Genomic DNA, 13038 nt, shown 5'->3' on the forward strand with positions numbered 1-13038 from the left:
AACCATGTACAACGCAAAAGTAAAAAATTACCAAAAGGAAGCACTTAAAACTCGCCTTGCAGGTGCTGACCGCTACGAAATTATTCAAATGTTGATGGCAGGCGCTGTTGAGAAGATGGTACTTGCAAAAGTAGCCATCGAAAAAAAACACCTTGAAGCCAAGAGTGAACACCTATCAAAAGCATCAGCGATAATTGAAGCACTTAGAGGGTGTTTAGATTTTGATGCTGGTGGTGAAGTAACTGAAAACCTTTATGCATTGTATTCGTACATGATTGATAGATTGTTAGATGCAAGTATCAAGAATGATCCAACCATTATTGACGAAGTAAGTGGCTTACTAAAAGAAATTAAGTCTGCATGGGACGCAATTCCTCATGAAGTAAGAGAACAAACTTTAAGAGATAATGGCGCTGACGCAAATGTCGGATAGTCAATTTTCCCAACTTGAAAATCAAATTGAGATACTTAACGCTCATTTAGACAAAAACAACCTTGATGCCTTCAACGCAAGCTTTATAGAGTTTGACCAAAAAGTAAGGTCACTATTTGGTAATATCAATAACTTATCACCTGAAAATGTTAGGCGTTGTGAAGAAATTTTTAGTAAATTTGGCGCGTTGCTGCAACGCGCTGAAGGTCAAAAAAAGAATTTAGCAAAGCAAATAGGTGTTCATTTAAGTAATCAAAAAAAGCTTAACATATATAAAAGCATCAAGTAGGTAAAGAATAATGACAACACAAAAATCTGTTGAAGCTCAATTAGAATCACTTTCAGAGCAGCTTGAAGCGAAGTTAGAAAAACAGCAGAAAGAACAAATATTTGCAGAAAAAGCTAATCTAATGTTTGAGCGTAACCTATTGGCATTCAAACAGTTTTTTCCTGAAATTTACGATAGGTTTTTACACTATAATCCAGGCGAAAAATTTCAGCTACTCCTCAATGAAAATGGCACCGCTAATATAATAGATTATGAAACCGGCGTGCCAATGTACTCGGAAGATCCAATAAGTCAGGCAAAAGAACAGGCTGAAAAAAATATAAATGCCCCAATTCTTGGGCGTACAGACCATTCAAAAGTTTCATTAATTGAAAATCCCCTTGATTTTTGCCATATCAAATTAATGAAAAATATGGGCTCGGTTTATTTGGAAGCAAAACAAGAACTCGAATTAAACAATACGCTTGATGAAGTTATGCCTAGCTTGATTGTCTTTGGCATAGGTTTGGGATATCACTTACCGTACCTGCTTGATAGTAAGAAAATTAGCTTTATAAATATTTTGGAGCCAAACGAAGACTATTTTTTTGCAAGTCTATTCGTTACTGATTGGCAGGAAATTTTAGAACATGTCAATCAAAGTGGTAGTTATCTTTATTTAGGCATTGGCAAAACAGAAGTCGAAATTTTTCAAGATATTTATGAGCGCTCAAGAAATGTTGGTGTTGCATCAGTTAGTTTTACTTGGTTCTATCAGCACTACCCATCTGTAACTGTTAATAACTGGATTAATCAATTTAAAGTTAATTTTCATCAATTTTTTACAGGTTTTGGCTTTTTTGATGATGCACTTATGGGAGTTGCCCACACATTGGGTAATGTCGATAATGGCCTCAACCTTATGGTTAATCATTTAAGTCAAGTTAGCGTCCCAAAATATGATAATTTTCCAATTGTTATAATTGCTAATGGCCCATCTTTAGATAAAGAAATTGAAGCTCTTCAAAGTATTAAAGATAAAGTCGTTATCTTTTCATGTAATTCAGCTTCTACAGCGTTGATCCAATATGGAATTATTCCCGACTTTCATGTTGCATTAGAGCGTACAGAACAGACATATCATTTTCTCAAGGATTACCTCCCAGAATCTGCTCGAAGCAAGATTAACTTTTTGACAACTAATGTGATGCATCCTAGCGTATCAAGTCTTTTCCCTTGGACTGGCTTTGGATTAAAAGGTAATGAGTCTGCTACGCAATTAATTCAATTATCACAGGTATTAGGCAAGCATGAATTTACGGGAAGTCTTTCATATTGTAACCCGCTAGTTGGCAACACAGCACTTAGTTTTGCATGTCATTTGAATTTCAAAAATATTTATTTATTTGGTGTTGATAATGGTTATATAGATGAAACCCATCACCACTCTAAATCAAGTTTTTACTACAATGACAAAGGCGAAACAGTCCATCAACCTTTAAAGATGGGTAAGCAAATAGTACTGCCTGGAAACTTTGCACCTTCTGTTTTAACTGATGAATTTATGAGTGTTGGTAACAGCCAAATGGAGAAACTCGTCGATTTATTTGTGCCAAAAGGTACACATTTCTTTAATTGTAGTAATGGTGCAAAAATTAAAGGGGCAATACCTTTAAAGTCAGAGGATATTTTCCTAGAGAATACTCAAATTGATAAACATGAGGTTATTGAATTTATCAAATCCACTAAATTCTCAGCTCCATATGATGCAGAGAAAGTTGAGTCATATTTGCAATACAATGAATTTGAAGAGTTTTGTTCTACGTTTGCAAATATACTAAAAGAAGATGTAAGCACTCGAGGTGATGCGTTAGATGCATTACTTAAAAGTATTCGCTATCTCTATTCATTTAAAGATAATGCAAAATATTTAAATATTTTTCTAATGATGGAAGGGGAAACCTTATACACGACAGCTCTTTTGATATCTCTGTTGTACAACTTTGGGGATGAAGAGCAAATAATGCCTTACTATTTAAAAGCACTCCAGCATTGGATTGAGTTTATTGATTCGGCACCTGAGTACTACAAAGCTAATATTCGCTTGTGCAAGTAAAGTCATTTAAACGAGTAGTTGCGAATTCTTTTTTCACTTTTAGCGGATTTATTAATGAATAATAAAAAATTAGAAAAAAGCTTATCTTTACAAAAAAAAGCAAAGTCAATCATCCCTGGCTTAACCCAATTGCTTTCTAAGCGACCAGATATGTTTAGTACCAATATTTGGCCTGGGTATTTTTCTAAATCAAAGGGATGCCAAGTTTGGGATCTTGATGGTAATGAGTACCTCGATATGTCTATTTCGGGTATCGGTGCAAATATTCTAGGTTATGCGGTAGATGAAGTTGATGATGCGGTTATTAACTCTATTCGCAATGGGGTTAGTTCTAGCTTAAATTGCCCTGAGGATGTTGAGCTTGCTGAGAAGTTATTAGAATTACACCCTTGGTCTGAAGAAGTTAGATATGCCCGTTGTGGCGGTGAAGCAATGACTGTCGCAGTGCGTATTGCACGAGCAGCAACAGGTAAAGATAAAATTGCTTTTAGTGGTTATCATGGGTGGCATGATTGGTACTTATCTGCCAATGTTACAAGTAATAGTAATCTTAACGACCATTTAATTCCTGGCCTTTCACCTAAAGGTGTTCCAAAAGCGCTAGCAGGAACAGCACTCCCTTTTCCTTTTAATGATATCGAAGCGCTAGAGCAGTTAGTTGCAGAAAATGGTGATGAGCTTGCTGCTATCGTGATGGAGCCAATGAGAAATTTTGCCCCATCTGAAGAATACTGGCAGCAAGTTGAGGCGATTGCAGCACGATTAAATATCCCATTAATTATTGATGAAATATCTATGGGCTTTAGGATCAACTGTGGCGGATCGCATTTGAAGCTGGGTATTAATCCTGATATTGCAGTTTTTTCTAAGGCAATGGCTAATGGCTATGCTATGGCTGCCGTAATAGGCAAGTCTAAATGGATGGATGCAGCACAAACTAGTTTTATATCTAGCACTATGTGGACTGAACGAGTAGGGCCTACTGCTGCATTAGCAACGATTAACTATTACGAGCAACACCAAGTCCATGAGCATCTAGCTGTAATCGGTGCAAAAATTAAGGATGGCTGGCTAAGTTTAGCGCAAAAGCATGGCCTTGAAATTCATGTTTCTGGTATTGATGCCCTTTGCCACTTTAGTTTAAAGAATGAAAACTTTTTGACGCTTAAATCCTACTTTATTGAGAAAATGTTAGAGCAAGGTGTATTAGCAACTAATATGTTTTACTGCATGTATGCGCACAAAAAGCACCACGTTGAGACTTATTTAAAAGCGGTTGATAATGCGTTTTCTGCCATAGCCGATGCGATTGAAAACCCAGAGTTACTGGCACATGTTATTCCATCAACCTCGGGCTTTAAAAGGCTGAATTAAGATGAACTTACTGACTTCAGATAGGTTTAAACTAAGATACTTAGAAGCAGCGGATGCATCGGCTAAGTATTTAAACTGGTTGAATTCAGGTGTTAGCGAATTCATCCTAAATAAACCAGAGTCTAGCAGTGGCCTTGTTGCATATATTGAAGAGCAGCTGGCCGATAAAGATGTGTATTTTTATGGCATTTTTACTCTTGATAGTGATGAGCATATTGGAAATATTAAGTTTATCATCAAAGGAAAAAGCCGCGATTGTGTTGAAATGGGGATTCTGATTGGTGAAAAAGCGTGGCATGGCAAAGGGGTTGCAAAGGAAGTAATTGAATGTTTTGCACGCCATGCAAAGCAGCAATTAGGTATTACTAAAATGCAGCTTGGTGTTGACTCAGCTAATACTGCTGCCGTTTCGGCTTATTATAAAATAGGTTTTAAAGTTGTAGATGATGGTCGAAATGATGGCGGTCTAACAATGTTATGGGAGTTTTAAGTTGTTGAATAATTATACTGAACAGCTTGTTTCAAAGCTTCTGAACAACGATTTTTATATTGTAATTCAAGCTAGAATGACGTCATCTCGTTTACCTCAAAAGGTAATGCTACCTCTTGGAACAAAGCCAGTATTAGAAGTGATGCTTGAAAGATTAGCTCCTTTTAAAGAGAAGATCATTATCGCGACAACAGATGATGGCACTCAACGACCGATCACTGAGTTGTGTGAACGACTGGGTGTGAAATACGTTGAAGGTGACACTAACAATGTATTAAGTCGCTATTACCTAGCTGCACAGTTTGTAAAGGCAAACTTAGATACTGTGATTGTTCGTTGTACCAGTGATTGTCCTCTCATTGATTTAACTGAAACCGCACGTGTTATAGACCACTTCTATAGTGTGCGCAGTGAGTATGATTATATTTCGGCTGGCCCTCACTGTGGTTTTCCTAATGGTTTTGATACAGAAGTGTTTACTTTTGAGGCGCTTAAATCAGCCTTTGAATGTGCAACAGAAGATTTTGAAAAAGAACATATGACGCAATATATTTGCAGAAATATGAAAGTGGCTGACTATAAGAACGTTGATGATTTCAGTCATTGGCGTTTAACTTTAGATGAGCCAGCTGATTATGAGTTAATTAAAGCCATTTATAGCTTATTCGATTACCGTACTGATTTCACATTTGATGAATTAAAACAAATGCTAAGCTCTCATCCTGATATACTTAAGATCAATGAGCACGTAGAACAAGTTCAAGTTGGGTAATATGTTTAAGAAAGAATTTAAAATAGCTGATACATGGGTAGGGCACGATCACCCTTGTTATATCATCGCTGAAATGTCAGCTAACCATGGTCAATGTTTAAATAAAGCTAAAGAGTTAGTTCATGCCGCTCATGAAGCCGGTGCTGATGCGATTAAGCTACAAACTTACACCGCAGATACTTTAACCATGGATTGTAAACTTCCACACTTTGAAGCGACGGGTCCATGGCAAGGTCAATACTTACATGATTTATACAAGACAGCTTATATGCCTTGGGATTTTCATGCGGAACTGTTTGAACTATCAGCAAAACTTGGACTTACTTGTTTTTCATCACCATTCGATAAATCGGCAGTCGATTTATTAGCACAATTAGATGCTCCAGCCTATAAAATTGCTTCACCGGAATTAATTGACCACCAATTAATTCGTGATGTAGCGGCTACCGGTAAACCCGTTATTATGTCTACAGGTGGTGCGACGTTAGTTGAAATTGCTGAGGCGGTAAAAGTCGCTGAAGATGCGGGTGTTACTGAACTTGCATTGATGAAGTGTACAAGCACTTATCCCGCTCCTGCAGAGACTATTAATTTGCGAACTATCCCTCATATGCAACAGGCTTTTGAATGTCCGGTTGGTTTATCTGATCACACACTGGGAAATGATGTGCCACTGGCTTCAGTTGCCGTCGGTGCATGCATGATAGAAAAGCACTTTGTATTAGACAAAACAGACAATACTGCAGATAGCTTTTTTTCAATGACGCCATCGGAGCTTCAGGCCCTTGTTCATGGTGTGAGACAAATTGAAAAAGCACTGGGCAAAGTTGATTACCCATCCGTTGCTTCAAAAGCACGTCGCTGTGTTTACATTATCAAAGATATTAAAGCTGGAGAGCAGCTGAGCCCTGAGCATTTAAGACAAATGCGTCCTGGGGGCGGCGAAATTATGCCAAAAGAGCTGCCAAGCCTTATTGGGCGAACAGTTAATAAAGAATTACGCTGTGGCACTCAATTGTCTTGGAGTGATCTAAAGTGAGCGATATGAAACAAGACTTAATCCATTCGGTTCAGCAATTTTTATTAGAACGCGGCGTATTTGTTGAAGATGCTGACATTGCTGAATATGACTTTGTAGCTGCAGGGGCGCTAGACTCATTTGAAATACTGAGCCTTATAATGAGCTTAGAAACCGAATATGGTATTGCTGTTCCTCCAGAGTTAATGGTAGACAGTGAAAATGCAAAAGTAGGAAATTTAGCGACTGCGTTAGTGAAGTTAAATGATAGCAATTAGAGTCGATACACTATGTGGCTTGGGCCACTTTATGCGTTGCAAATGGCTCGCGTTAGAGTTGCAATGTTTAGGTGAAGAAGTTGTTTTTTTAGTCGATACACAATTGTCGGATCATTTAACTAAAGAACTCGGGAATATACATTTATTACCCTATGCAAAAACACAGATAGAAGATGCGGCTAACTGTGTTCAGCTTTTCAACGAGCAACAACTCATCATTGATAAATTACTTGTTGATAGCTATCGTTTTGATATTGAATGGGAATCAGAGATGGCTAAATATGTGCCATCGATTATTGCGGTCGATGATCTTGAAAGAGACCATTTAGCAGAGCTGGTTATCGATAGTAAATGGAATGCTGAAAAGACTTCGTCTCGTTATCAAAGTACAGCACTTGAATCACAAAACTTTTTACTTGGTCCTGATTTTTCGATGCTGTCTAGGGCTTATCGAAACTGCGAACAAACAGAGCGCTCAAATAAAGAGCTTATGTTCTCTCTCGGCGGTGGTGGCGATTGGAAACAGCTTACTGAAATCATACGATTAATTCTTGAAACAGCGCCAGAGTATAAAGTTAATCTAATTATAGGCCCTAATGCTACATCCGTTACTCAGCTACATGAGTTAGCTTTAGGTAACTCGCAATTAAATTTAATTGAAGCACCTCGTTGTTTAGCCAAATACTATAAAAGCTGCACCTTGTTTGTTGGCGCTTTAGGCACGTCCTTGTATGAGCTGGCCGCGACTAAAACCCCTGCGTTAACCTTCTCAATCGCAAAGAACCAAGAAAATCAACAAACTGCATTAGATGATCTGGGGCATTATTTCCATATCGCAAACTTAATAGACTATCCGCCAGAAAAGGTTTTAAAGCTCATTTTAGCAATGCTACAAAATATAGAGCGCATCCACCTAATGCGTGAAAATGTTGCTGTAAAAATTGATGGCGAAGGTGCAAGTCGTGTTGCCAAGTTAATTACTTCAGAGCTAGCTTCTAGCCAGGTTACTCAAGGCAATAGCAACTTAATTGAAAGCCAGCACCAGCATTTAACCGACACAATCACGTTAAGGCGAGTGGTTGATCAGGACATAAACCGCTATTTGGCAGCGAGAAACTTACCGAACAATGCTTGGCGAATGACGATCACAAAAGATATCGATCAACTTGATCATTATTGCTGGTGGTTTGCTAATCGTCGCGACTCTTATGTAATGGAAGTTAAAGGTAAGCCGTTACTTTACGTTTGGCATCAATTGTATGAAATAGAGCAGCAAAATTATTTAATTGGTGGTTGGTTTGCTGCAAGTGACGATGTTAATTTTGCTCATGCTCAACTAGTATTAGATTGGCAACTAAAAGAGACTGAGCAAACATACCCAGATGCAATGTGGGTAGCCGTTATTAATAAAGAAAATAAGTTTGTAAATTTGCTTAATCAGCGAGCAGGATTTAAATCTATTGCAGGGGATGCGAAAAAAATGGCAGTGACCCAACATTTATTTCCAAATGCTTCGATTGATGATTTTAATTTTGTAGGAAAAGGGTGAGTAGGTGGATAAAGGTATTTATGAGTTATTTGCTACGCATGTCGCTAACAACCCCACTAAGGTAGCTGTTGTTTTTCAACAGCAAAGCGTAACGTATGATGAATTAAATCAGCAAGTTATTAAGCTTACTAGCCATTTTTTAAAACAAGGTGTTACACAAGGCCAACGTGTCGCAATATTTGCACCTAACGGTATTGAATTTATTGTTTCATTGCTGGCAATCGCTAAATTAGGTTTAGCCGCAGTGCCGTTACCTGTTAGCTTAAAAGGGCTTGCTCTAACCGTTGCTCTTAAGAAAACCCCCGTTGCTAAGGTGATTGCTTGGCCGACCATTAGCAAATCACTTCTTGCAGATAATCTTATTGAAGCTGAAAATTTAATAACATTAGGCCAAAGTGTTGCTAATGAAACAAATTGGCTTTGTGTTCAACAAGCTGAAGCAGAATGCTTTTTTACTGATACAATTGATACGCAAGCACCTTACATCTTAACCATGACTTCTGGTTCTACCGGTCAACCTAAGCCAATAGTGTTGAGCCAAGCATGTAAAGTAAATAGAGCATTTGATGCGACCATAAACTACTACGGATTAACGCCCGATGACGTTATTCTCGTAGCGACTCCTATGTACCACTCGCTAGCTCAGCGTGGTGTGCTCATGCCGTTGATGCTTGGTGCAACAACGGTTGTATTACCAAAGTTTAATTTGAAGCTATGGCTACAAGCAATTGAACAGCACCAAGTGAGTTTTCTATTTGCCGTTTCATCTCAATTAGTAAGCTTAATTCAAAACGGCGTTGAAGGGCATGATTTGAGCTCTTTACGCTGCCTAGTATCCTCTTCGGCGGTATTAGATAAAGAGAGTAAACAAAGCTTACTTTCTTTGCTTAGTTGCCGCTTACACGAGTGTTACGGAGCTTCAGAGGTTGGTGTTGTGACTGATTTCGCGGTATCAGAACACCCTGAATTGAGCGGCAGTGTAGGCAATGCTTTACCATTTGTTACTGTGAAAATTACCGATGAGCATGGCCAAGAATTAGCTGCAACTGAAGTTGGAGAAATTTGTTGTAAAACAACAACCGGGTTTAGCGGGTATCATAAATTACCGGAAAAAACGCGAGAAGCTTATTATCTTGGTGATTTTTTCAAAACCGGAGATTTAGGTTACCTCGATGAGCAAGGCTATTTATATTATGTCGGCCGTAAAAAAGAGTTGATCTCAAGTGGGGGGATCAATGTATACCCTCAAGATATTGAAGCCGTGATAAAAATGCATAAAGACATTGAAGATTGCGTGGCTTTTTCAATTCCAGACTCTCAGTTTGGTGAGGTAATAAAAGTCGTTTATACGACGCTTTCGGCGTCAGTAAATGAAACAGAATTAAAGAAGCTGTGTTTACAGCAATTGACCGATTATCAACAGCCTAGAGTGTTAGAGCAGATTGATAGTTTTGAAAGAAGTAGTTTAGGCAAAATTCTTCGTCAGAATGTAAAAGAAAGATATAGCTAGAGTTGTAATAACTTTAGCTATACCTCAAAGTCTAATACTTAAAGAGGTGTTAATTTTATAAACCTCATTAGACATGGACGCCTTTCTGATATTAATAGAGCTCTATTGTCATCAGTAAAGTGGCGTAGTTCAGGGTAATTAAAGCAACTTCTATCAACCGGTTTCAATGGTTCAATTTTAAAATGTTTTGCTGCATTCATAAGCAGAGTGCGATATTTATTTATAAAATCATCTGCCCAGTTATGTATTTCAATAATGATGGTGCAATTTTTCAGTACAGCTAGGACTTCAGTAGTTAGTAATTCGAACTCAAAACCTTCGATATCTATTAACACTAGCGCGTTTTGAACATCTTCTTCAGATAGTTTTTCAAGACTCTGTAGATTTGCCTCACCGTAGATTGTTAAGCTTCCCAAAGAACCATTATTTATCCAATTTTGATGAATTACTTCCTGGCCCTTTTGGCTTTGCTCAAAGCATATAGCGTTGTTTATTTTTTTCGAATTTAGAATACCGCACGCATAATAGCCATCAGCAGCACCTATATCTATGAAGTTAGAATACTCATCTTGTTTGATATTAGAAATGATATCGAGTATTTCTTTCTCATATAGCCCAAGTAACATTGAGCCAAGATCTAATTTACCCCACCAAGTGTCCTTATTTAACTTGAGCCCTTTAAATGGACCATAAGAAACTTGGCCTTTCAATAGATCGTAACATTCTAAAGAAATCCGTTCCTGTCTCTGCTGGACGGTTTCGTTTCTCCATATAGCTAAATTGTTATCACTAACTTTAGATTGACTATCTAGAATTGGCTTAAAATAGCTTAGTTCAGTTTCAATTAAATTTTTAATATCCATATGTATCCTATGGTTATAGTCATTAAAAAGCTGTTAATATTGAAATACATAAATAGACTAAACTCCTAGCTGAAGGGTAGCAAAGTGAGATTTAATCAAATTTAGTTTGGCAGTCGATCTTTTCAGGAATAGAAAAGTCTTTAATCTCAGCTAATAGCTCTTTTCTTGACTTATCTTCAGAATATGAACTAAAGTCTCTAACCGTACATTCAGAGCAAATACCCGTTTTCTCACTGAAGTCATATAGTGACCGTCTCATCTGGTTTAATTTTTTCGAAGTATATAGGTCAAATAGATTTTGATCAGAAATATTACCAACATTCTCCAAGTTAAATTTGTTATCGTGAAATGATTCACAACATGGCTGAACATTACCGTCATAAAAAATTGTAAACTCACGAAACGGCCTAGCGCAAGGAGAGACTCTTTTGTTTACTTCAGCACTGTTATTCTCAAGTGTGCCGCCCCTATTTGTACCGTCCTTTCTCCAGTCTGGCCATTGAATCAATATTCTGACACCTTCTACATAGCATGAGAAAGAGTTGTTTAATTCAATGAAAGAAATATCTAATTCATCATCAATGAAATTATATTCAAGCCTTTTCAGTATCTTAAGTAATCTACGCTGAATTATTGTATTATCTTGATTGACATTAGGTAACGGGTGTAATGTAACGCAAATATGATTTAACCCACTATTAGAAAGGTCCTTTAGTAAAGGTAATCGCAAAAAATCACCATTTGAGTTAAACCCAATGTGTGCAGCTGGTAGGTATTTGCGAATAGTACAAATTTTATCAGCTAGTTTCTTATCTAAAAGCGGTTCATTATAAAGGTTTAGTGATATTTTGTTATCGTATCGGATCTCTGATAATTCTTTGCAGACTTTTTCTATCAGGTTCTCTTTCATATAAGACTGAGAGTTTTGTCTATCAGAAAAACTGACAGGGCAATAATCACACTTTCGGTTACACTCGTAAGATAACTCAAGGTTAATGACTTCAACATGTCTTTTAAATAACACTCTTTTATCAATTTCTTTTAAGTTACCTGTACTGGTATCCCCCATAAGCAATTTTAAGTTTTTCTTGCCATTGAACCCTACCATTTGAAAATAGTGCATACATTTTCCTTCAATAACTTTTCTGAAATATTTTTATTGTGTAGAAGAGACATCAATAAACTTTGACCCACGCTTTCTCTTTTACAGAGCTATTTGCTGCAGAAAATAAATTCAAGCCGTCTTTTGCTTGCTCTAAGCCAAATACATAGTCACTTTTTTTATCTGTACCAGCTAAGTAACAGCAAAGTTCTTCGTAAATATCTGTATATAAATTAGAAAAAGCTTCAACAAATCCTGTTGGGTGACCTGGCTTCATTCGGTTATATCTAAATTGGTTAGCATACTCACACTGTCCGGCTCTATCTAAGATTTCTCTGCGCCCGTCATTGTAGTTTAACTCTAATTCATCAGGGTTTAGTTGGAACCAACGCGCGCTTCCTTTGTCACCGTATATTCTGATTTGAAGTCCATTGCGGTGACCTATCGCCGTTTTTGACATCCACATACTACCCTTTATGTTATTTGGGTAGTTCAGCAACATATTTACATCATCAATTAAATTTGGGTATTGAGAATGGTTAGTAAATTGTGCGATTGTTTCCGTTGGCTCCATTTCAAGTAAGTATGTTGATAAGTGGTGTAAATGCACTCCTAAATCCAAGCAAATAGTTGGCACTTCAAAATCTTTTAAACGCCATGCTTGTGGCATCGATGGTTTACCTGCAATATCTGGCGGCCTTCTGAATCCTTCTTGTGGCATTTCAAGGTGAATTTTTTGGATAGTGCCAAGTGCACCTTGCTTTACTAGGTGTTTCAACTCTCTGACCATCGCATAGCCACTGTAGTTGTATGTAACAGCTAGAAAGTGTTTATTTTTATCGTAGCAGGCTTCAATTTCAGCGACTTCTGCAGGGCCGGTAACAAGTGCTTTTTCGCAAATAATCGGTAAATTCGCCTTTAGAAGCGTGGTTATTACCTCAATATGATGGGGTGTTGGTGTCAGTATAACAAATGCATCAACATGGTTTTTCTCTTGCTCTACAAGCTCTTGCCAATCGTTGTATAAGTGCTTTTCTGAAACTCCCCATCTCTGCGCTGTTGCACTATTTTCATCGGGATTTCTTGAAAAGGCACCTGCAACTACTGCAAACTTGTTATCGAGTTGACTTGCGGCGAAGTGAACATAGCCTACAGCTGAGTTATTACCACCGCCAATAAAGGCAAGTTTTAATTGTTTATTGTTGTCATTCATATATATCTGCCTTTTTTGATCATAGCCATTTATCGGCAATCAATCATTTTTC

13 protein-coding genes are annotated in these 13038 nt (G+C 37.5%); 10 read left to right on the forward strand and 3 right to left on the reverse strand.

Translation table 11 applies throughout. The features are described 5' to 3' along the window. The first annotated feature begins 4 nt into the window (after positions 1–4). Genes fliS through VRK28_RS12825 form a run of 10 tightly spaced genes read left to right on the forward strand, consistent with a single transcriptional unit; the run spans position 5 to position 9808 of the window. On the forward strand, positions 5–433 hold the full coding sequence (gene fliS / locus VRK28_RS12780) for a flagellar export chaperone FliS (RefSeq protein WP_062566785.1): 429 nt from the start codon (positions 5–7) through the stop codon (positions 431–433). After that, positions 423–722 (forward strand): hypothetical protein, encoded by a 300-nt coding sequence (locus VRK28_RS12785; RefSeq protein ID WP_062566786.1) that lies wholly within the window; start codon positions 423–425, stop codon positions 720–722. Before fliS ends, VRK28_RS12785 begins: the two co-directional genes overlap by 11 nt. Before the next feature lie 10 nt (positions 723–732). Beyond that, complete coding sequence (locus tag VRK28_RS12790) at positions 733–2817, forward strand: motility associated factor glycosyltransferase family protein (RefSeq protein WP_062566787.1); 2085 nt, start codon at positions 733–735, stop codon at positions 2815–2817. 54 nt (positions 2818–2871) lie between these two features. Beyond that, positions 2872–4191 (forward strand): aminotransferase class III-fold pyridoxal phosphate-dependent enzyme, encoded by a 1320-nt coding sequence (locus VRK28_RS12795; RefSeq protein WP_062566788.1) that lies wholly within the window; start codon positions 2872–2874, stop codon positions 4189–4191. A 1-nt stretch (position 4192) separates the two neighbouring features. After that, the gene (locus tag VRK28_RS12800; protein ID WP_062566789.1) at positions 4193–4681 is read left to right on the forward strand and encodes a GNAT family N-acetyltransferase; all 489 of its coding nucleotides are present in this window, start codon (positions 4193–4195) and stop codon (positions 4679–4681) included. A 1-nt stretch (position 4682) separates the two neighbouring features. Beyond that, the gene (locus VRK28_RS12805) at positions 4683–5453 is read left to right on the forward strand and encodes a glycosyltransferase family protein (RefSeq protein WP_244269416.1); all 771 of its coding nucleotides are present in this window, start codon (positions 4683–4685) and stop codon (positions 5451–5453) included. Between the two features lies 1 nt (position 5454). Beyond that, positions 5455–6492, forward strand: coding sequence for a pseudaminic acid synthase (pseI, locus tag VRK28_RS12810; RefSeq protein WP_062566790.1), 1038 nt, complete (start codon positions 5455–5457; stop codon positions 6490–6492). A gap of 5 nt (positions 6493–6497) precedes the next feature. Next, positions 6498–6749 carry a phosphopantetheine-binding protein gene (locus tag VRK28_RS12815; protein WP_229677543.1) on the forward strand — a complete coding sequence of 84 codons (252 nt, stop codon included), beginning with the start codon at positions 6498–6500 and terminating at the stop codon, positions 6747–6749. Further along, positions 6736–8298 (forward strand): UDP-2,4-diacetamido-2,4,6-trideoxy-beta-L-altropyranose hydrolase, encoded by a 1563-nt coding sequence (pseG, locus tag VRK28_RS12820; RefSeq protein WP_332394025.1) that lies wholly within the window; start codon positions 6736–6738, stop codon positions 8296–8298. Before VRK28_RS12815 ends, pseG begins: the two co-directional genes overlap by 14 nt. Positions 8299–8302: 4 nt before the next feature. After that, on the forward strand, positions 8303–9808 hold the full coding sequence (locus VRK28_RS12825; RefSeq protein ID WP_062566793.1) for a class I adenylate-forming enzyme family protein: 1506 nt from the start codon (positions 8303–8305) through the stop codon (positions 9806–9808). Between the two features lie 38 nt (positions 9809–9846). Here VRK28_RS12825 and VRK28_RS12830 read toward each other — a convergent pair whose 3' ends face one another. The 3 genes from VRK28_RS12830 to VRK28_RS12840 form a co-directional block, all read right to left on the reverse strand. Beyond that, positions 9847–10671, reverse strand: coding sequence for a hypothetical protein (locus tag VRK28_RS12830; protein ID WP_062566794.1), 825 nt, complete (start codon positions 10669–10671; stop codon positions 9847–9849). A gap of 91 nt (positions 10672–10762) precedes the next feature. Next, positions 10763–11794 (reverse strand): radical SAM/SPASM domain-containing protein, encoded by a 1032-nt coding sequence (locus tag VRK28_RS12835; protein ID WP_062566795.1) that lies wholly within the window; start codon positions 11792–11794, stop codon positions 10763–10765. A gap of 52 nt (positions 11795–11846) precedes the next feature. After that, positions 11847–12986, reverse strand: coding sequence for a Gfo/Idh/MocA family protein (locus VRK28_RS12840; RefSeq protein WP_062566796.1), 1140 nt, complete (start codon positions 12984–12986; stop codon positions 11847–11849). Positions 12987–13038: the final 52 nt, after the last annotated feature.

It is taken from the genome of Pseudoalteromonas sp. P80D2, from assembly GCF_036680945.1.
Taxonomy (GTDB): Bacteria; Pseudomonadota; Gammaproteobacteria; order Enterobacterales; family Alteromonadaceae; genus Pseudoalteromonas; species Pseudoalteromonas shioyasakiensis.

Bases quoted from the DNA above. Each gene is read 5' to 3' on its own strand.
- fliS (WP_062566785.1), top strand. From the start codon at position 5: ATGTACAACGCAAAAGTAAAAAATTACCAAAAGGAAGCACTTAAAACT.
- VRK28_RS12785 (WP_062566786.1), top strand. From the start codon at position 423: ATGTCGGATAGTCAATTTTCCCAACTTGAAAATCAAATTGAGATACTT.
- VRK28_RS12790 (WP_062566787.1), top strand. From the start codon at position 733: ATGACAACACAAAAATCTGTTGAAGCTCAATTAGAATCACTTTCAGAG.
- VRK28_RS12795 (WP_062566788.1), top strand. From the start codon at position 2,872: ATGAATAATAAAAAATTAGAAAAAAGCTTATCTTTACAAAAAAAAGCA.
- VRK28_RS12800 (WP_062566789.1), top strand. From the start codon at position 4,193: ATGAACTTACTGACTTCAGATAGGTTTAAACTAAGATACTTAGAAGCA.
- pseI (WP_062566790.1), top strand. From the start codon at position 5,455: ATGTTTAAGAAAGAATTTAAAATAGCTGATACATGGGTAGGGCACGAT.
- VRK28_RS12815 (WP_229677543.1), top strand. From the start codon at position 6,498: ATGAAACAAGACTTAATCCATTCGGTTCAGCAATTTTTATTAGAACGC.
- pseG (WP_332394025.1), top strand. From the start codon at position 6,736: ATGATAGCAATTAGAGTCGATACACTATGTGGCTTGGGCCACTTTATG.
- VRK28_RS12830 (WP_062566794.1), bottom strand. From the start codon at position 10,671: ATGGATATTAAAAATTTAATTGAAACTGAACTAAGCTATTTTAAGCCA.
- VRK28_RS12835 (WP_062566795.1), bottom strand. From the start codon at position 11,794: ATGCACTATTTTCAAATGGTAGGGTTCAATGGCAAGAAAAACTTAAAA.
- VRK28_RS12840 (WP_062566796.1), bottom strand. From the start codon at position 12,986: ATGAATGACAACAATAAACAATTAAAACTTGCCTTTATTGGCGGTGGT.